17 protein-coding genes are annotated in these 19206 nt (G+C 72.8%); 8 read left to right on the top strand and 9 right to left on the bottom strand.

The genetic code is table 11. The features are described 5' to 3' along the window. Positions 1-98 precede the first annotated feature (98 nt). Positions 99-674, top strand: coding sequence for a flavin reductase CtcQ (ctcQ, locus tag ACZ4WV_RS07595; protein ID WP_465743840.1), 576 nt, complete (start codon positions 99-101; stop codon positions 672-674). Between the two features lie 81 nt (positions 675-755). On the opposite strand, the gene ACZ4WV_RS07590 is transcribed toward ctcQ, so the two are convergent. The 3 genes from ACZ4WV_RS07590 to ACZ4WV_RS07580 all read right to left on the bottom strand — a co-directional run bounded on the left by ACZ4WV_RS07590 (position 756) and on the right by ACZ4WV_RS07580 (position 5069). After that, entirely contained in the window at positions 756-2432 is a 1677-nt protein-coding gene (locus ACZ4WV_RS07590) for an NAD(P)/FAD-dependent oxidoreductase (RefSeq protein WP_465743838.1), read from the bottom strand. A 17-nt stretch (positions 2433-2449) separates the two neighbouring features. Continuing rightward, positions 2450-3487 carry a methyltransferase gene (locus tag ACZ4WV_RS07585; RefSeq protein ID WP_465743836.1) on the bottom strand — a complete coding sequence of 346 codons (1038 nt, stop codon included), beginning with the start codon at positions 3485-3487 and terminating at the stop codon, positions 2450-2452. 106 nt (positions 3488-3593) lie between these two features. After that, a complete protein-coding gene (locus ACZ4WV_RS07580) occupies positions 3594-5069 on the bottom strand; it encodes an FAD-dependent monooxygenase (protein ID WP_465743834.1) in 1476 nt (491 codons plus the stop codon). Between the two features lie 161 nt (positions 5070-5230). On the opposite strand from ACZ4WV_RS07580, the gene ACZ4WV_RS07575 reads away from it, so the two are divergent. Next, entirely contained in the window at positions 5231-5653 is a 423-nt protein-coding gene (locus ACZ4WV_RS07575) for a PPOX class F420-dependent oxidoreductase (RefSeq protein ID WP_465743832.1), read from the top strand. Continuing rightward, on the top strand, positions 5650-6741 hold the full coding sequence (dapC, locus tag ACZ4WV_RS07570; protein WP_465743830.1) for a succinyldiaminopimelate transaminase: 1092 nt from the start codon (positions 5650-5652) through the stop codon (positions 6739-6741). Before ACZ4WV_RS07575 ends, dapC begins: the two co-directional genes overlap by 4 nt. Before the next feature lie 168 nt (positions 6742-6909). Here the strand turns inward: dapC and ACZ4WV_RS07565 are convergent, their stop codons facing one another. From ACZ4WV_RS07565 to ACZ4WV_RS07550, 4 genes are all read right to left on the bottom strand, one after another. Beyond that, positions 6910-7950, bottom strand: coding sequence for a methyltransferase (locus ACZ4WV_RS07565; protein WP_465743828.1), 1041 nt, complete (start codon positions 7948-7950; stop codon positions 6910-6912). Positions 7951-7975: 25 nt separating this feature from the next. Next, positions 7976-8266: an antibiotic biosynthesis monooxygenase family protein gene (locus ACZ4WV_RS07560; RefSeq protein WP_465743826.1), complete on the bottom strand. Its 291-nt coding sequence runs from the start codon at positions 8264-8266 to the stop codon at positions 7976-7978. 146 nt (positions 8267-8412) lie between these two features. Further along, positions 8413-9966, bottom strand: coding sequence for a class I adenylate-forming enzyme family protein (locus tag ACZ4WV_RS07555; RefSeq protein ID WP_465743825.1), 1554 nt, complete (start codon positions 9964-9966; stop codon positions 8413-8415). Positions 9967-9978: 12 nt separating this feature from the next. Continuing rightward, positions 9979-10395 (bottom strand): nuclear transport factor 2 family protein, encoded by a 417-nt coding sequence (locus ACZ4WV_RS07550; protein ID WP_465743824.1) that lies wholly within the window; start codon positions 10393-10395, stop codon positions 9979-9981. A gap of 184 nt (positions 10396-10579) precedes the next feature. On the opposite strand from ACZ4WV_RS07550, the gene ACZ4WV_RS07545 reads away from it, so the two are divergent. From ACZ4WV_RS07545 to ACZ4WV_RS07530, 4 genes are read left to right on the top strand one after another with little or no spacing between them, the layout of a single operon-like run. Beyond that, positions 10580-11368, top strand: a complete 789-nt coding sequence (locus ACZ4WV_RS07545) for an SDR family NAD(P)-dependent oxidoreductase (protein ID WP_465743822.1) — start codon at positions 10580-10582, stop codon at positions 11366-11368. Between the two features lie 44 nt (positions 11369-11412). Continuing rightward, entirely contained in the window at positions 11413-12351 is a 939-nt protein-coding gene (locus ACZ4WV_RS07540) for an aromatase/cyclase (RefSeq protein WP_465743820.1), read from the top strand. Further along, complete coding sequence (locus ACZ4WV_RS07535; RefSeq protein WP_465743818.1) at positions 12344-13969, top strand: FAD-dependent oxidoreductase; 1626 nt, start codon at positions 12344-12346, stop codon at positions 13967-13969. The genes ACZ4WV_RS07540 and ACZ4WV_RS07535 overlap by 8 nt, the downstream gene beginning before the upstream one ends. Then, positions 13956-14726 (top strand): cyclase family protein, encoded by a 771-nt coding sequence (locus ACZ4WV_RS07530; RefSeq protein WP_465743816.1) that lies wholly within the window; start codon positions 13956-13958, stop codon positions 14724-14726. The genes ACZ4WV_RS07535 and ACZ4WV_RS07530 overlap by 14 nt, the downstream gene beginning before the upstream one ends. A gap of 158 nt (positions 14727-14884) precedes the next feature. On the opposite strand, the gene ACZ4WV_RS07525 is transcribed toward ACZ4WV_RS07530, so the two are convergent. Next, complete coding sequence (locus ACZ4WV_RS07525; protein WP_465743814.1) at positions 14885-16879, bottom strand: GTP-binding protein; 1995 nt, start codon at positions 16877-16879, stop codon at positions 14885-14887. Between the two features lie 336 nt (positions 16880-17215). Here ACZ4WV_RS07525 and ACZ4WV_RS07520 point away from each other — a divergent pair, with 336 nt between their 5' ends. Then, positions 17216-18025 carry an AfsR/SARP family transcriptional regulator gene (locus tag ACZ4WV_RS07520; RefSeq protein WP_465743812.1) on the top strand — a complete coding sequence of 270 codons (810 nt, stop codon included), beginning with the start codon at positions 17216-17218 and terminating at the stop codon, positions 18023-18025. 90 nt (positions 18026-18115) lie between these two features. On the opposite strand, the gene ACZ4WV_RS07515 is transcribed toward ACZ4WV_RS07520, so the two are convergent. After that, positions 18116-18775 carry a response regulator transcription factor gene (locus ACZ4WV_RS07515; RefSeq protein WP_465743810.1) on the bottom strand — a complete coding sequence of 220 codons (660 nt, stop codon included), beginning with the start codon at positions 18773-18775 and terminating at the stop codon, positions 18116-18118. Between the last annotated feature and the right edge of the window lie 431 nt (positions 18776-19206).

The following is a 19206-nucleotide window of genomic DNA, read 5'->3' as shown; positions in this document are numbered from 1 at the left end:
CGCCGGCGGCCGGGCCGGATCCCCCGATGGCGGCCCGGCGGCGGCTCGAAGGCGTCCCGCGAGCATGGGAGCACCGACCCGACGAGAGTGGAGGACCGATGCCCCCCGTACCCCTGCCCCTGCCGTTGGACCTGGCCCCCGGCCTGGTGGACGGCCCGACCTTCCTGTCCATCATGGGCGCGCTGCCCACCGGGGTGACCGTGGTGACCACCCTGGGACCGGACGGGGAGCCGTACGGGCTGACCTGCTCGGCCGCGTGCAGCGTCTCCAAGACACCGCCGCTGCTGCTGGTCTGCATCCACCGCGAGAGCCGGGTGCTGGAGGCCCTGCTGGAGCGCGGCGAGTTCGCCGTCAACGTGCTGCGCGGCGGTGGTCAGTCCACCTCCGCGCGGTTCGCCGGGCGGGTCGACGACCGCTTCCGGGACGTCCGGTGGGAGCCCGGCAGCGCCGGCGGCGTGCCGGTGATGTCGGCCGACGTGGTCGCGCACGCCGAATGCCGAGTCGCCGCGGCCGTGGAGGCGGGCGACCACACCATCGTGGTCGGCGCCGTGGTGGCCGGTGGCCCCCGGCCCGAAGTGCCCAGCCCGCTGATGTACTGGCGCCGCTCCTACGCCCGTTGGCCGGTCGAGGAGGACCCGGGGACCACCGCCCTGACCCTGGCGGCCGAGGGCTGACCGGGGTCGCTCGCGCGGACGACGGCGAGGGCCGCGTCCGGGGACCAGTTCCCCGGACGCGGCCCTCGCCGCCGTCCGCCGCTACGGCTTGACCCGCATCGCCGCCCTGACCTCCTCGGCACTGGCGGCCAGCAGTTCGCGGATCTCCGGGCGGTGGTGGCCGGTGGCCCACTCGGCGATCCGGACCATCTTGTCGGCCGTCGGGTTGATGTGGTGGGTGTCCGGGTCGTTGAAGCCCAGCGCGGGCAGCATCCAGTCCGACTCGCGGACCCGCTGCTCCAGCACCGCCGCGGCCGCTTCGGCCGTCATCCGCCCCGCGTCGACCGCCTCGCAGAGCTCGGTGAGCTCGTCGAAGGCCTCCTTGTAGAAGTCCAGCGGGCACCACAGCCCGGGGTACGGGTTGTCGTCCAGCGCCTGGCAGTAGGCGTCGTCGCCGGTCTCCTTGGTCTTGGTCAGCGCGTTGAGGATGCGCTTGCCGCCGATCACGCTGGCCGAGGCCCAGATCCGGAACACCGAGTTCCACAGCGGGTAGTGCGAGAAGGAGATGAACGAATTGTTGACCAGCTTGTCGTTCCAGTCCAGCAGGCCCTGCTCCAACCGCTCCACGTAGCCGAACCGCTCCACCGTGAAGTCGTCCTCGCGCAGCGCCGCCATCAGCCGCCAGGACAGCGCGTTGATGATCTCGCAGGTGTTGGACAGCCCGCGGGAGAACAGCGGGTCGATGAAGCCGGCCGCGTGCGACATCAGGCACCAGCGTTCGCCGACCGTCCGGGTCGACGAGTACTGCATCCGGTCCGTCCGGACCCACTCGCGCACGCTGCGGGCACCCTTCAACTGCCGTTGCACGGCCGGGAACCGGTCCACGTGGGACCGGAACTCCTCCTCGGCCGTGAGCTCCGGCCGGGCCGGGTACGTCCGCGGATCGAGCTGGATGCCCACGCTGCACAGCGGGTTGGTGGCCCCCGGGTGATTGTTGAAGGGGATGACCCACATCCAGCCGCGCTCGAAGATGTGGTGCATCGTCCCGTCGTTCCACGGCACCGGCGGGCGCAGCTCGGCCGGCGTGTCCACGTGGTCGTCGATCGCGTCCACCCCGACCATGTGGGTGAAGATCGAGCGGGCGTGGTGTTTGAGCCGGCTGGGCTCCTCCCGCAGCTCCAACTGCCGTGCCAGCGGCGAGCGGAAGCCACTGGCGTCGACCAGGTAGCGGGCCCGGATCGTGCTGCCGTCGGCGCCGGCGACGGTGACTCCGGCGTCGTCGAAGTCGATCCGCTCCACCCGGTAGTACTGCCGCGCGTCGCAGCCGTAGCGCACGGCGGTGTGGAACATGTAGGCGTCGGTGTCCTGGCGGAAGAAGTGGGCCGCGTTGCCGACGATCGCGGGGATGCGGAACTGGCTGGTCTGCTCCGGATCCGGCTCCTCGCCGTCACGGTGGAACATGAAGCCGAAGTTGCTCTTCTGCCCGTGCGCGCTGCTGACGTTGGCCAGCACGTCCTGGAAGCTCGCCAGGTTGGCGATCTCCGGCACGCCGTACCGGTCCGAGATCAGCCGCAGGACCACCAGCGTCTGCCCGATGGTCGACTCGCCGACGGCGAACCGGGGGTGGTGGGAGCCGTCGAGCAGCATGACCCGGAAGCCGTGCTTGGCGAGGATCGAGCCGAGCATGGTGCCCGACAGGCCGGTGCCGATGACGACGACGTCGTACGGCAGGCCCTCCTGTTCGGCCTGTCGGATCGTGCCGGGCTGGTGCGCGGTCATGTCGAACTCCCTTCCGGTCAGGCGGACTTGAGACCGATGGCGAAGTGGTCCCGGGTGATGGTGTCGGAGGCGACGATCCGGTCGACCGTGAAGCCGGCCTCCACCAGGTACTCGCCGGCTTCCCGCAGTGAGTAGGCCCCGGCCTCGTCCCGGATCATGGTGTGGTTGATCCGCTGGAGGAGGACCTCCGGATCGCGCTCGTCCGGGTCGATCATGGCGTCGTACAGGACCACCAGCCCGCCCGGGCGCACCGCCTTGTGGGCGCGGCGCAGCAGCTCCTTGCGGTCGGCGACCGGCCAGTCCGGCAGGACGTGGCCGAAGATCACCACGTCCGCCTCCGGCAGGTCGGTGGCGAAGAAGTCGCCGCCGTGGAAGGAGACCCGGTCGGCCGTGCCGGTCTCGGCCAGCAGCTCGTCGAAGAGGGGGCGCAGCGCCGGCAGGTCGAAGACCGCGCCGCGCAGGTGCGGGTGGGCGGCGGCGATCCGGGCGGCGACGTTGCCGCGCCCGCCGCCGACGTCCACGAAGGAGGTGTACCGGCTCCAGTCGATCTCGCGCGCCAACTCGTCGGCGGTGAAGCCGTTGTGGGCGTCCATGTGCAGCATGATCTGCCGGGCGCGGTCGGGGTCCTCGTACTGCTTGGGATAGGCCAGCTGGCCCTGTGCGGCGACGGCCGACTTGGCCTTGCCGTCGCGCAGCGCGTCGGTGAGCTGCGCCCAGGCGTGGTAGTGCAGCCGGGCGTGCTGGCGGGCCGTCCCGCCAAGGTAGGTGGGGGCGCCCGGGAGCAGGAACTCCCGGGCGAGCGCTGCGGTCCGGTACCGCCCGTCCTGCTCGTCCAGCAGGCCGAGGCCGGTCAGTGCGTCCAGGAAGTCCTTGAACAGCCGGTGCTGGACGCCCAGTTCGGCGCGAATCCGCTCGATGTCGGCGGGCCGGTCGGCGAGCAGCTCGAAGAGGCCCAGCTCGACCGCGCTCTGCAGGGCCTTCGCCTGGAAGTAGGCGGTGTTGAGCCCGACGATCCGGCGCGCTCGGGCGGCGGCGCTGTCGGCGGTGGGTGTCATCGTGGGTCTTCCTTTCCCGGTGAGTCGGTGTGGTGCGGTGCAGTGCGGGCGGTGTGACGCGGTGCGGCGCGGTGTGACGCGGTGCGGCCGGTGTGGCGCGGCGCGGTCAGGTCGCCGCGCCGAACCAGGTGGTCGCCGCGTGGCGGAGTTCGCCGTGGCGGGCGGGGTCGCCGGCCCAGGCCACGTAGCCGTCCGGGCGGATCAGGTAGGCGGTGGCCGGATCCGGCCCGGCCGTCTTGGCGGTCAGGGAGTCCACCCGGTCCGCCCAGGCGGCCAGCGGTGAGCCGGCCGGTGCCGGTTCGGGGAGCAGCAGCAGGCCGTGGCCCCGGGCGAAGCAGTCGCTGATCCGCCGCGGCCCCTCGGCGGTGAGCAGTTCGCTGTCCGGCATCCGCCGGCCGACGAGCGGGTGGTCGCCCGTCCGGTAGGTGACGTCGAAGCCGGAGAGCATGCCCGCGATGTGGCGGTTGGTGTCCGGCAGGGCCATCAGGTCGCGGAAGGTCTGGCGCAGCGCGTCGTACCGGGGGTCCGGGTCGATCAGCACGGCCTGGGTGCGGGTGTTGCGCACCACGCCGTCGGCGACCGGGCGGCGTTCGCTCTGGTAGCTGTCGAGCAGTTCCTCGGTGCCCCAGCCGCGGACCACCGCCGCGAGCTTCCAGCCGAGGTTGACCGCGTCCTGGATGCCGAGGTTGAGCCCCTGGCCGCCGGCCGGCAGGTGGATGTGCGCCGCGTCGCCGGCCAGCAGCACCCGGCCGCGCCGGTAGGCCCCGGCCAGCCGGGAGACGTCGGTGAGCCGGGACAGCCAGGTGACGTCGTGCATCCCGTGGTCGCTGCCGGTGTGCTCGATCAGCGCGGCGCGCATCTCCTCCGCGGTGACCGGCGCGTGGCGGTCGGGGAACGGCTCGCCGAACCAGGCGACCGTCGCCCGGTAGACGCCCGGCTGGTGCTGGAAGGCGCCGAACCAGGACCGCCGTTCGGGGTTGACCAGGCCCACCGGGCGCATCGGCCCCAGGCCCTCGCCGCGCGGCAGGGGGCCGCTGAAGCGCATGTCCCCGATGAGCGCGTACATGTGCGGGTCCTGGCCCGGGAACGCGATCCCCGCCTGCTTGCGGACGGTGCTGGCGCCGCCGTCGCAGCCGACCAGGTAGCGGGCCCGCAGCGGGCCGGTCCCGGTCTCGACGGTCACCCCGTCCTCGTCCTCGCTGAAGCCGGTGACGGCCGCGCCGCGCACGATCCGGACGCCCAGCTCGCGGGCCCGTTCGGCGAGCAGTTCCTCGGTGCGCAGCTGGGGCACCAGCAGCACGTACGGGTGGCGGGTGTCGAACTCCTCGAACCGCATCGGCACGCCCAGGCTGGCGAAGTTGCCCCCCTGGAGCACGCCGGCGCCCTCCTTGAAACGGTCGAGCAGCCCGCGCAGTTCGAGCAGTTCCACGGTGCGGCCCTGCATGCCCATGGCCTTGGAGTGCTCCTCCGGCTCCGCGCGACGCTCGACCACCAGGGTCCGGGCTCCGCCCAGCGCCAGTTCACAGGCGAGCATCAGGCCGGTCGGCCCCGCTCCCGCCACCACCACATCGCAGTCCAACACGACCTCCGGTCTCGGTCCGGTACGACGGGCTCACGCTGTCAGCCCGGATTCGAGTCGGAGTCCAGCGGCGATCGCCGCCCGCGCGGCGGGCACCAAGGCGGCTCGAAGCGGGGTGCCTAGCGTCGGCAGGGCCCTGACCCGACCGGACGAAGAGGACAGTCATGCCATTCACCGCGAACGAGGCCGCCTATCTGGCCTCGCAGCCGCTCGCCCGTCTGGCCACCGTGGACGGCCGCGGGCAGCCGCACGTCGTTCCGCTGGGTTTCCACTACAACGCCGAACTCGGCACCGTCGACGTGACCGGCCGCGGCATGGCCCGCAGCCTCAAGTACCGCCACGTCCGGTCGCACCCGAGGGTCTCGCTGGTGGTGGACGACGTGCTGGACGCGCAGCGCTGGATCGTCCGGGGGATCGAGATCCGGGGCACCGCGCTGGCGCTGCCCAGCGGCGGGAAGGAGATCCTGCCGCACGTCGACGACGAGCTGATCCGGATCACCCCGGAGCGGATCGTCTCCTGGGGCATCGACTCCGACTGCCAGGCGCCGCCGCTGGCCCGCACCGTCGGGAACGGGGTGCGGGCGTGATCGAGCGGCTGCCGAAGTTCCCCTGGGACGTCCTGTTCCCCTACCGCAAGCGTGCGGCCGCGCACCCTGACGGGCTGGTCAACCTGGCGCTCGGCGACCCGGTCGATCCGACCCCGCCCGCCGTCCGCGCGGCCCTCTCCGCCGCCGCCGACGCGCCCGGCTACCCGTCCACCGAGGGCACGCCCGCGCTCCGGGCCGCCGCCGCGGCCTGGCTGCTGCGCCGTGAGGGGGTGACCGTCGAACCGGACGCCGTGATCCCGGCGGTCGGCACCAAGGAGCTGATCGCCTGGCTGCCCACCATGCTGGGACTGGGCCCGGGCGACGTCGTCCTCGTCCCCGAACTCGCCTTCCCCACCTACGAGGTGAGCGCCCGACTGGCCGGCGCCAAGCTGGTCCGGACGGACTCTCCGCTGACCTACGAGGGGCCCGCGCCCCGGCTGCTCTGGCTGAACTCCCCGTCCAACCCGGAGGGTCGGGTGCTGGGCACCGCCGAACTGCGCGCGATCGTCGCCTGGGCGCGGGAGCGCGGCACCCTGGTGGTCAACGACGAGTGCTACCTGGACCACGTCTGGGAGGGCGAGACCCGGTCGGTGCTGCACCCCGAGGTCAGCGGTGGCGGCCACCGAGGCGTGCTGGCCGTGCACTCGCTGTCCAAGCGCTCCAACCTGGCCGGCTACCGGGCGGGATTCGCCGCGGGGGACCCGGACGTCATCGCGACGCTGCTGGAGGTGCGCAAGCACGCCGGCCACATGGTCCCCGCCCCCGTGCAGGCCGCGATGGTGGCCGCGCTCGACGACGACTCCCACCTGGCGCACCAGCGCGAGCACTACGCACGGCGGCGCGCGGTGCTGCGGCAGGCCCTGGTGGACAACGGCTTCCGGATCGACCACTCGGCCGGCGCGCTCTTCCTCTGGGCCACCAGGGACGAACCGTGCTGGGCGACCGTCGGCGCGCTGGCCGACCTCGGCATCTTGGTGGCGCCCGGGGAGTTCTACGGCGCGGCCGGTGCGCGGCACGTCCGGGTGGCCGTCACCGAGACCGACGAGCGGGTCGAGCAGGCGGTGAAGCGGTTCGCCGCGGGCTGCTGACGGCAGACCGTCGCCCCGTCGGCCGGGTGCCGGCGGGGCGTCGTGCTGTCCTCGGCGACGTACTGTCCGGGCGCCGTGCTGTTCCAGTGGGTACGGCGAACGGCCGCTGCCCCCGAACTCGTCGGAGGGCAGCGGCCGTTGCGTCTTGCTGCTCCTGGTGCGGCCCGGTCAGTCGGTCCGCTCCGGCACCACGGCCTCCACCAGGTGCAGGTAGGAGTTGACCGGACGGACCTCGGCCCCGGTCAGGCCGGCCGCCTCGACCAGCGAGACCAGCCCGGCCCTGGTGTGCTTGCGGCCGCCGACGTTGAGCAGCAGCAACAGGTCCATCGCGGTGGTGAACCGCAGCTCCGGACTGCCGTCCACGAGGTTCTCGACCACGATCACCCGGCTGCCCGGCGCGGCCGCCCGCACCACATTGCGCAGGGTCCGCACGGTGCTCTCGTCGTCCCACTCGAGGATGTTCTTCAGCAGGTAGACATCGGCCGCGACCGGGATCTCCCGTCGGCAGTCGCCGGCCAGCAGGGTCGCGCGCTCGGCGAGCGCGCCGCCCGGTCGCAGGCGCGGGTCGGCCCCGGTGACCACCTCGGGCAGGTCCAGCAGGGTGCCGCACAGGTCGGGGTGACGCTCCAGCAGCGTGGCCAGGACGTGGCCCTGGCCGCCGGCGATGTCCACCACGGTGCGGGCCCCGCTCAGGTCCAGCCGGTCGGCCAGCGCGAGCGCGGAGAGCCGGCTGGACTGGGTCATCGCCCGGTCGAAGACCGCCGCCGACTCCGGGGCGTGCTCGTGCAGGTGGTCGAAGAAGTCCATGCCGTGCAGCTCGGGGAAGACCGCCTTGCCGGTGCGCACCGCCTCGTCGAGGTGCCCCCACAGGTCCCAGGTCCACGGTTCGGTGCCCCAGAGCACCATGTCCTTGAGGCTGCGCGGGGTGTCCTCGCGCAGCAGCCGGGAGGCGTCGGTGTGCGCGTACCGGCCGTCCGGCTGCTCGACGAACACGCCGTAGCAGGTCAGCGCGCGCAGCAGCCGCCGCAGGGTGTCCGGGTCCGCGTTCACGGCCCGGGCCAGCTCGGCCGCGTCGGCGGGCTCGTCGCCGAGTGCGTCGGCCAGGCCCAGCCGGGCCGCCGCTCGCACGGCGGCCGCGCCGGCCGCGCTCAGCGCGAGCTCGCGCAGCCGGATCACCGGCTGCGGGATGATGTCGCCGGTCGTCGTCATGGTCCGCTCCTCTCGGGCGCCGAGCTCAGGCGCCGTGCCGCGTGATCAGGTCGAACGGGGCGGGCTCGGCCTGGGCCAGGCCCATCACCTTGCCGACCCGCGAGCGGAACTCCGGGGCGCTGGTCGCCGCCTTGTGCGAGGCCGCGTCGTTCCACTCCGCGGTCTCGACGTACACGCGGTCGTTCGCCGCCGACCGGTACAGCCGGTGGGAACGGAAGCCGGGCTGGTTGCTCATGAATTCGGTGATCTCCCCGACGAGGGCCTCGAACTCCGCGAGGTCCCCGGTGACGGTGAATCGGTTGATGAAGGTGAACACGGTCGTCCTCCGGTAGTGGTGTGGTGCGGGTGGGATCAGTGCTGCGGTCAGCACGGGTCAGCACGGGTCAGCACGGGTCAGCACGGGTCAGCACGGGTCAGCACGGGTCAGCACGGTCAGTGCGGGTGAGCGCGGGTCAGCGCGGGTCAGCGCGGGCCGAACAGCCGGTCGCGCAGCTCGCGCCGCTGGACCTTGCCGGTGGCGGAGCGCGGGATGCTGTCCACCAGCCGGAGCTGCCGCAGGTGCTCGTAGTAGGGGAGCCGGGCGTTGGCGAACTCGGCCAGGGCGGCCGGATCGACCCCGGTGCCACGCGGCACGACGAGTCCGACGGCGACGGCGCCGCTCAGTTCGTCGGGGTGGTCGAAGACCACGCAGTCGGCGACGGCCGGGTGCCGCATCAGCACCCGCTCGATCTCGGTCGGCGACACCAGCCAGTTGTCGCACTTGAAGACGTCCTTGATCCGGTCGACGACGAACAGCCGGCCCGCCTCGTCGATCCGGCCGACGTCACCGGTGCGGAACCAGCCGTCCCGGTCGACGGCGTCGGCGGGCCCGTCGCCCAGGTAGCCCAGCATCAGCTGCGGCCCTCTGACCTGGATCTCGCCGCGTTCGCCCACCGGCAGCACCGCGCCGGTGCGCACGTCCACGATCCGGCAGGCCGTCCCGGCCACCGGCGGCCCGCTGGAGCCGACGGTCGGCCCCTCCGGCAGGTCGAAGTGGGTCGAGGGGGAGGTCTCGGCGAGGCCGTAGCCCTGGACCACCGGGACACCGAAGTGCTCCGACAGGGCCACCGTCGTCCGGGGCGGCAGCGCCGAGCCCCCGGACAGCACCGCCCGCAGCGACGGGATCCGGAAGCCGGGCAGGCGCTCGTCCTCGGCGAGCCGGGACAGCCGCACCGGGAGGCTGTACAGGTGCGAGGCGCGCCAGGTACGGGCCAGCCGCACCAGCGCCTCCCGGTCCTCCTCCGGACAGAGCACGTGGGTCGCGCCGACGGCGAGCGCGGTGTCCAGGTGCATCAGGTGGAACGAGGGCAGGTTGTTGAGCGAGACGGAGTCCGGTGTCAGCCGGTGGGCGTGCGCCGACTGGGCGGCGTTCACCAGCAGGTTGCGGTGGCTCAGCCGCACCGTCTTCGGTGCGCCGGTGGTGCCGCTGGTGAACTGCAGACAGGCGGTCTCCACCACCTCGCCGGCCGGGACGGCGGCCCGCGGCAGGGTTTCCAGGACGGGCGTGCCGTCGCCGGCGTCCGCGGTCACCACGAGCTGCCGCAGCAGTGGCAGGCGGGGGCGCAGCGCCGCGATCCGCCCGTGTGCCCGGGGCGACAGCACGGCCGCCCGGGCGCCGCAGGCGTTGAGGACGTGGACCAGGGTGTCGTCCGGGACGAGCGGGTTGAACATGGCGCTGGTGTTCCCGGACCGGGAGATGGCCAGGAACGTGACCGCGAACTCGACGGTCAGCTCGGCGGCGATCGCGATCACCGTGCCGGGGCCGCCGAAGGCGCCGCGCAGCGCCTCGGCGCAGTCGGTCACCCGGGCTTCCAAGGCGGCGTGGTCGAGCACCACGCCGTCGGCGACCAGGGCGGGGTGACGCGGCGCCCGGCCGGCCGCGCGCCGGAGCAGGTCGTCGATCCGGGGGCCGCCGATCAGCTCCGTCACGCCGTCCAGGGGCGCACCGAAGGTCGTACTGTCCCGTGGGAGCTCCACGGTGGCCTCCTCTCAGGCGGGCAGGTCGTCCCGGTACACCTGGCGGTGCCGGACCTTCAGTTCCCCGGCCACCCGCACCAGGCGGTCCTCGCAGGTGGTGCTCAGGTGCACCGTGGCCGGCCCGCCCTCGGGCGTGGCGATGATCAGGGCGTACGTCCGGGCCAGCACCGTGCCGTCCGGCTGCTCCGCGACCTCCAGCATTCCGAGCCAGTGCCGGTGCCGGACTCCGGCGGCCTCCAGGCGCGCGGCGGCCTCCCGGGCGCCCTGCTCGATCGCGGTCCGCCCCTGCTGCGGGTGCGGACGGGCGTTGGCGGCGAACACGCCGTCCTCGGTGAAGGTCGCGGCCCACTCGGTGACCGCGCCCTCGTCCAGATGGCGCATCTGCCGGCCGTAGAAGTGCTGGACCTCCTCGTAGAGCGATCCGGTCATGCTCCGGGCCTCCTCTGGGCGTCGGGGTTGGGGTAGCGCCGACGCTCCCACCCCCGTTTCGAATCCCGTTGGAGCGGATGGCGGGCCGACCCGCTCGAACCGCAGTCGAAGCCGGCCGGGCAGGGTCGGGCCAGATCCCCGGGTCCGGAGCGGGCCCGGGACCAGCGAGCAGGAGGTCCATGCGATGAGCACGGTGACGACCGGCGACGTCGCCCTGGTGACCGGGGCGACCAGCGGAATCGGACTGGCCAGCACCGAACGGCTGGCCCGGCGCGGGCTGCGGGTCTTCATCTGCGCCCGCACCGCGCAGACCGTCGGCCAGACGGTCGCCCGGCTGCGCGGCGAGGGCCTGGAGGTGGACGGCGTCGCGGCCGACGTCCGCTCCGCGGCGGACGTCGCGAAGGCGGTCCGGGCCGCGGTGGACCGCTACGGCCCGATCGGCGTGCTCGTCAACAACGCCGGACGCAACGGCGGCGGCGTCACGTCCACGATCACCGACGAACTCTGGCAGGACGTGATCGAGACCAACCTGACCAGCGTCTTCCGGGTCACCCGCGAGGTGCTCACCACCGGCGGCATGGAGGCGGCCGGCCACGGGCGGATCATCACCGTGGCCTCCACCGGCGGCAAGCAGGGCGTTCCGCTCGGGGCCCCGTACTCGGCCTCGAAGGCCGGTGTCATCGGCTTCACCAAGGCCCTCGCCAAGGAGCTCGCCGCCACCGGCACCACGGTCAACGCGGTCTGCCCGGGCTACGTCGAGACCCCGATGGCCGTCCGGGTCCGCCAGGCGTACGCCGCCACCTGGGACACCACCGAGGAGGACGTGCTCGCCCGGTTCGAGCAGAAGATCCCGCTCGGCCGCTACTCCACGGCCGAGGAGGTCGCCGGCATGGTCGACTACCTGACCACGCCCGCTGCCGCCTCCGTCACCGCGCAGGCGATCAACGTCTGCGGCGGCCTCGGCATCTACTGAACCGCACCCCACCCGACCTGTAGCCGGAAAGGCTGGTCCGACGCATGGCCTCCACCCAGCACACCACGCACGACATCGACGTCGACGCGCCCGCGGACGTCGTCTACACCGTCATCGCCGACGCCCTGGCCTGGCCGCGGCGCTTCGCGCCCACCCTCCACGTGGAACGCGCGGACCTCGCGCCCGGCGTCGAACGCCTGCGGATCTGGGCCCAGGCCAACGGCGAGGTCAAGCAGTGGACCTCCCGCCGTGACCTCGACGCCGACTCCCGCCGGATCCGGTTCCGCCAGGAGGTCTCCTCGCCCCCCGTCGCCTCGATGGCGGGGGAGTGGCACGTCGTCGAGCGCCCCGGCGGCGCCACCCTCACCCTCACCCACGAGTTCACCGCGCTCGACGACGACCCGCAGGGTCTGCGGTGGATCACCGAGGCGACCGACCGCAACAGCCGCAGTGAACTCGGAAACATCAAGTCCCTCGCCGAGAGCTGGTCCCGACTCGCCGACCTGGAATTCGAGTTCGAGGACTCGGTGCTGGTCGACGCCGACCCGGAGACGGTCTACGACTTCCTCCGGGACGCCGCCGCCTGGCCCGCCCGACTGCCCCACGTCGCGCGGCTCGACCTGCGCGAGGAGGCCGGCGGCATCCAGCACATGGCGATGGACACCCGCACCGCCGACGGCTCCGAACACACCACCGAGTCGGTCCGGATCTGCTTCCCGGGCGCCGGCATCGCCTACAAGCAGCTGCGCACCCCCTCCATGATGGCCGCACACACCGGCCGCTGGACCGTCGAGCCGACCGAGCACGGCGTCCGGGCCACCTCCTGGCACGCCGTCGTCCTCAACCCGGAGGCGATCCCCGCCGTCCTCGGCCCGGACGCCACCACCGCCACCGCCCGCCGGTTCATCCGCGAGGCGGCCGGCGGCAACAGCCGCGCGACCCTCGGGCTCGCCAAGCGGTTCGCCGAGGAACGCCGTGGCTGATCCCGCCCCGGTCGTCCTGATCGCCGGCGCCGGACCGGTCGGCCTCACCGCGGCCCACGAACTCGCCCGGCGCGGCGTACCGGTCCGGCTGGTCGACGCCGCCCCCGGCCCCGCCGCCAGCAGTCGGGCCCTGGCGGTGCACGCCCGGACGCTGGAGGTGCTCGACCAGATGGGCGTCATCGACCGGCTGCTGCCCCTGGGCCGGCGGGTCACCCACTTCACCATGCACCGACGCGGCCGGACCATGATCCGCTTCGACACCAACTACCGCTCCCTGCCCACCCGCTACCCGTTCAGCCTGATGGTGGACCAGGTGGTCACCGAGCGGGTGCTGCGCGAGCGCACCGCCGAACTCGGCGTCCAGGTCGAGTGGGGCGTCGAACTGACCGCCCTGCGCCCCGAGGCCGAGAGCGTACTCGTCACCCTCCGGCACCCCGACGGGCGCACCGAGGAGACCCGGGTGCCCTGGCTGCTCGGCGCGGACGGCGGCCGCAGCACCGTGCGCCGCCGGCTCGGCATGCGCCTGATCGGCGACTCCACGCAGGTCTGGCTCAACGCCGACGTCACCCTCGACACCGACCTGCCGCCGGACAGCAACCACCTGCTCCACACCGACCCCGGCACCCTGCTGCTCGTCCCCTTCCCCGAACCCGGCAAGTGGCGCGTGGTCGACACGGTCGACACCGACGGCGCCGACGACCCGGAGCTGATCCGGCGCCGCCTGGCCGGCAAGATCGGCCGGGCGCTCGGCCGCCCGGTCGAGGTCGGCACCCCCAGCTGGCTCTCGGTCTTCACCGTCCAGCAGCGCCAGATCACCCGGATGCGCGAGGGCCGCTGCTTCCTGGCCGGAGACGCCGCACACGTCCACAGCCCGGCCTCCGGACAGGGCATGAACAGCGGCATCCAGGACGCCTACAACCTCGCCTGGAAACTCGCCGACGTGATCCGCGGCCACGCCGGGCCCCAGCTCCTCGACAGCTACGACGCCGAACGGGTCCCGACCGGAGCCGTGCTGCTCCGCTCCACCCGGACCGCCACCGCGCTGGTCTCGCTGCGCACCGTCCTCGCCCCGGCCCTGCTCACCGTGGGCACCGCCGCGCTGCGCCGGATACCCCCGCTGAGGCGCAAGGTCGAGGGCCGGATGATCCGCGGCTTCTGCGGACTCGCCCTCGCCTACCCCGACAGCCCGCTCACCCGGCCGGACCCCGGACCGGCCCGCCGCACCGCCCCCGGCGACCGGGTGGCCTGTGACGCGCGGACCGCGGCCGGGCACCCCGGCTGGTCCGCGCTCCGCGCCGAACTCGCCGACCCGCGCTGGACCCTGCTCGCCACCCCGGCCGCCGACGGGCACACCGGACACCGGGAAGCACTCGCCCGGGCGGCGCGGCTGCACGGCGCGGCCGTCTCCGTCCGTACGGTGGGCGACCCGGGCCGGCCGGGCGACCTGCCCGACCCGGACGGCTCGCTGCGCCGCGAACTCGGCCTGGACTACGGCGAGTTCCTGCTGATCAGGCCGGACGGACACCTCGCCGCGCGGGATCGCGGGCCGGAGCGCTACCTCGACGTCCTCCGGGCCTGCGCCCTGCTGCCGGAAGGGGCCTCGCATGCGTCTCATTGACCTCTCCTCCACGATCGACGCCGCCGCCTGGGAGGTGGACGGCATCCGGCACGAGGTGCTGACACCGGCCGACGGCGCACGCCACATGGCCGAGGGCATGCTCCGCAACCACGGCATCGCCTTCGACATCGCGGACCTGCCGGAGGGCGAACTGCTCTCGCTGGACACCCTGACCCTGACCACCCACACCGGCACCCACGTCGACGCACCGTCGCACTACGGCAGCAAAGCCGCGTACGGCGTGCCGCGCCACATCGACGAGTTGCCGCTGGAATGGTTCATCGGACCGGGAGTCGTCCTCGACCTGACCGACACCGGGGTCGGGACCATCGGCGCGGACCGGCTGCGGCGGGCCTTCGGCGACATCGGCCACTGCCCGCGCCCCGGGGAGATCGTGCTGCTGCACACCGGCGCCGACCGGCTCGCCGGGACACCGGAGTACTTCACCCGGTTCGCCGGTCTCGACGGTGCGGCGACGAACCTGCTGCTCGACCTCGGGGTGCGGCTCATCGGGACGGACGCCTTCGGCCTCGACGCCCCGTTCACCCACATGCTCGACGAGTTCCGGCGCACGGGGGACCGTTCGGTCCTGTGGCCCGCCCACTTCGCCGGGCGGCAGCGGGAGTACTGCCAGATCGAGCGGCTGGGCAATCTGGGCGCGCTCCCCGCGCCGACCGGATTCACGGTGCAGGCCTTCCCCGTCAAGATCGCCGGAGCCGGGGCGGGTTGGACGCGCGCGGTGGCCCTTCTCGAGTGAGCCCGCCGGGGCGTCCCCCGGAACCCCGGCGCCGATGGAACCCCGGCACCGTACCGGACGGAGGCCGGGAGAACACCCGAGGTCCCGGTCACCGTCCGCGGTGACCGGGACCTCGGGTTCCTGCCGCTCCGACCGGTCCGAACGGCTCTGCCGACCGGTCAGATCCGGCCGAACGCCCGGAGCATGTACTCCTTGCGGTCCACCGGGTTGAGGTCGGTCCGCCGGCGGCTCGGCACCGGCCCGACGGCGGGCTGGTAGCCGTGGAACCGGGTCACCAGCACACCCTCGCCCTGGCTCAGCCCCGGCAGCCGCTGCTCGAACTCCTGCACCGTACGCGCCGGGATGACTCCCTCCACCAGGCAACTGCCGCCCTGCCCTCGGGTCGCCTCCGGGGTCGCGCCGCACTCCACCAGGTTCAGCAGGACGGCGCTGGCGTTCTCGGCCGGGACCTCGACCTCGAACCGGTTGACCGGCTCGAAGACCTGCGTGCCCGCCTGCTTGAGCGCGTTCATCAGCACCAGCGGAGTGAGCTTGCGGAAGTCGCCCGCCGCACTGACCGGGCTCGCGAACCCGGAGTGGGTCAGCGTCACCAGGATGTCCAGCACCTCCCAGCCGTGCAGCCCCTGCTGCAGGGTCGCGCGGACGGCCTCCTCGACGGCCTTGTGGAAGGCGTGCGGCAGCGAGCCGAGCTCCACCGACCGGCGGAACACCACCCCCGAGCCCGGCTCCCCGGGCTCGACCCGCAGCCCGATCGTGGCCCAGAAGAAGGTCTTGCTCCGGTAGTCGATCTCCTCCACCGACTCGCCCACCCCGATCGGGCGCTCGACGCAGATGATGCGGGTGCCCTCGAACACCACGTCCAGCTTGTAGTCGTTGGCGAGGGTCGCCGCGATGACCTCCTTCTGCACCTCGCCGTAGAGCGAGACCGAGATCTCCTGCTCCTGGTCGTCCTTGCGGACGTTGATGAACGGGTCCTGGTCGGCCAACTCGAGCAGGGCGTCGTACAGTTCGGGCATCGCGCCGGGCCGGGCCGGCCGGATCACGGTCTCCAGACTCGGCGGCGCGAACAGGTGTTCCTGGTCCAGCCCCTCGGCGGAGCCGATCCGGTCGCCGATCCGGATGCCCTTGAGCCCCCAGACCTTGGCGATGTCACCCGCCCGGGCCTGCGCCTCCACCACCGCCGAGCCCCGGTCGAACACCTCGACCACGGTGGTCCGGCCGGGCAGTTCGAGCACGGCGCCGTGCTGGTCGCGCCGGAAGACGGACACCTTCGACCGCGGCCCGAGCGTACCCGTCCGCAGCCGTACGAAGGCGACCTTCTCGCCCGCCCAGCCGCGTTCGATCTTGAACACCGTGCCGTGGAGCGTGTCGCCGGCGCCGCCGTGAGCGACCGCGTGATTGACCGGAAACAGGCTGGTGATCCCGTCCACCAGCGCGCCGATGCCGGCATCGGCCACGGCCGAGCCGAAGAGCACCGGGTAGAGCTGCGCCAGACGGGCCTGCCGGGCCAGTTCCTCGGTGTAGTCCCGCGCGGTCAGGGCCGCCTCGTCGTCGAGGTAGCGGGCCAGGAAGTCGTCGCCGTGTTCGGCCAGCACGTCGGCCAGCTCGGCGGCGAACTCCGGGTCGTCCGGCCCGATGGTCCGGGGGATCGCGCGTGCCGCGGGCGTACCGAGCCCTTCGACTCGGGTCAGCGGCACGACGGCGGGGGAGAGTTCGGACCGGATCTCGTCCAGCAGGTCGTCGTACCGGGCGCCCGCGCGGTCGATCTTGTTGACGAAGAGGATCACCGGCATGCGCATCGTGACCAGCGTGCGCATCAGCAGCCGAGTCTGCGCCTGCACCCCCTCCACGGCCGAGATGACCAGGACCACGCCGTCGAGCACGCCGAGGGCCCGCTCCACCTCGGAGATGAAGTCCGGGTGGCCGGGAGTGTCGATGAGGTTGACCTTCACGTCGCCGACGGTGAAGGACACCACCGCGGACCGGATGGTGATGCCGCGCTGGCGTTCGAGTTCGTGCGAGTCGGTCTGGGTGTCACCGCGGTCGACGCTGCCCACGTGGTCGATGACGCCGGCGGTGTGCAGCAGCCGCTCGGTCAGGCTGGTCTTACCGGCGTCGACATGCGCCAGGATTCCGATGTTCACGCTTGTCAAGACGTGCTTCCCCTAGTTCTTCGGTCTTTGTGCGGATAACCGGAGCGACACGGAACTTTCGGGGCACGTCCTTCTCCTTGCGAGTCTGCCGGTGGAGTCGATCTGATGGTCCAACCAGCGGCAGTGTAACAGAACTTGACGAACGGCCAGCCGATCGGCGGGGGTCGATCGGCGGGGGGTGTCCCCTTCGGGGAAGTTCGGCGGACCACTTTGGAAATTCACCGGTGCCACCTTCGAAATGCGCTCCTGCCACCTTGTGCGGATTCCCCTTGAGTCGTGCCGGAACTACGGATACACCTGGGACCGAGGAAATGTCCGGGCGACATCGGAGGCATTGTGAAGTTCAACGTACTGGGCCCGCTGGAAGTCCTCGACGGGGGAGTTCCGTGCACCCCGAGCGCGCTGAAGGTCCGCTGGACGCTGGCGATCCTGCTGATGAACGCGAACCGGATCGTCGACCTCGGCGTCATCATCGAGGAGATCTGGGGAGGCAGCCCGCCGCGGACGGTGGTCACCACCGCGCAGACCTACATCTACCAACTGCGCAAACTCTGCCGTCCACAAGGCCGCGACGTCATCCTCACCAAGGCCCCCGGCTACGTACTGCTGCTGGGCGAGGAGGAGCTCGACGCCCAGGAGTTCGAGCGGCTGCACGGCGAAGGGGACCGCCTGCTGGCCGACGGCCACCCCGAGGCCGCCTCGGAGCGGCTGCGGCAGGCACTCGCCCTGTGGCGGGGCGCCGCGCTGGCGGACATCCCGGTGGGCAGCGTGCTGGCCGGCCACGTCGCCGTCCTGGAGGAATTGCGCCTGCGCGCCCTGGAGCACCGCATCCTGGCCGACCAACAGCTCGGCCGCTACCGGGAACTCATCCCCGAGCTCCGGCTGCTGACGCTGCACCAGCCGCTCAACGAGTGGTATCACGAACAGCTCATGCTCGCCCTGGACGCCGCCGGTCGCCGCAGCGAGGCACTGAACGTCTACCGCACGCTCTACCGCAGGCTCGACGAGGACCTCGGGATCGCCCCGTCGCACCCACTGCGGGACCTGCACAACGACCTGCTCAGCGGCACGGCGCCCGCGCGGCAGCAGTTCCGCGCGGCTGCCGCGCGGGCGGTGGAGCAGGGCATGCGGGCCCGGTCGGCCTAGTCAGGCCCGGGCGGGGTCGGTACGGCCGGGTGCGGGGTCAGTACGCCAGGGTCGGTCAGCACGCCCCGGTGCGTGGTCGGCTTCTTGTGGTCAGGCCCGCCCCATGGGCACCAGCATCGCGGCGGCCCGGGCCTTGTTGACGGCGTCGATCCGGGAGACCGCGTTGAGCTTGACGAAGACGTTCCGGAGATGGCGCTTGACGGTCCCGGGCGCGATGCAGAGCCGCCGGGCGATGGCGGAGTTGCTCAGCCCCTTCGCGACCAGCCCCATGACCTCGCGCTCCCGGCCGGAGAGCAGACCGCCGCGTTGGCCGACCATCCAGCCGATGCCGGAGCGCGAGGCCATGATGTACACCCGTTCCCGCTCCCGGTCGGCGGTCAGACCCCGGATCACCGTGCCCAGGCAGTCGCCGGCGGTGTCCTCGGCCAGGTAGGCGCTCACCCCGGAGTTGAGGTACATCTCCATCTCGCCCGGGTGCTGCTGCCGGCTCAGCACGACCACCCGGGCACCCCGGTCGAGCAGCCGGCCGAGCGCCGGCTCGGAATCGGCCACCGACTCCGACTCACCCGCCCCGTACACCACGACGTCCACCTGCCGGCCCGCCAGGACGTCCAGCGCCTCGTCCACGTCGCCCACGGCGGCGTGGAGGGCGAGGCCGCTCTCGGCGGACAACAGGGCCTGGAGCCCGGTGCGGAGCAGGACGTTGCCCTCGACGACCAGGACCGACGGATGGTTGTTGACGAGTGACACGATTGACCCCCGATGGCGACAGACGCGAATGACCGATGAGTGAAGCGGCCTCGGCCGGCGTTGTACGGCGACGCGGCGGATGTTCCCGCGCAAAGCCGGGCGGCGAAGAACCGATTCTCCGTATGAGGAATCGGAGCGTCTCCGACCGGCGGCGAGCGTCGGGACGAGTGACCCGAAGCCGAGGGGCGGAGCGCTCGACAGCGTGCGAACTCCGCGGAATCCCGGTGGTCGGGCCGGTTTCGGTTTTCGGGTTCCCGGCCGGGGGTGCCCGGTGATCCGGAACCGTGGCCGGCCGCCCGATGAGGCGGAGCCCGGGGCGCCCGGAATCAGGGCGGTCACTCGGGCGACCTGCGCAGTGGTGAGGCCGCCGGCCGTGGAGGCGGCGGTGGCACGGCGCGGCGTGGCCTCGTGCCGGTACGGGCACGAGGCCG

It is taken from the genome of Kitasatospora sp. NPDC029312 (assembly GCF_055569215.1).
Note: the sequence above shows the minus strand (reverse complement) of the source record. Positions and strands in the feature narration are given on the sequence as shown.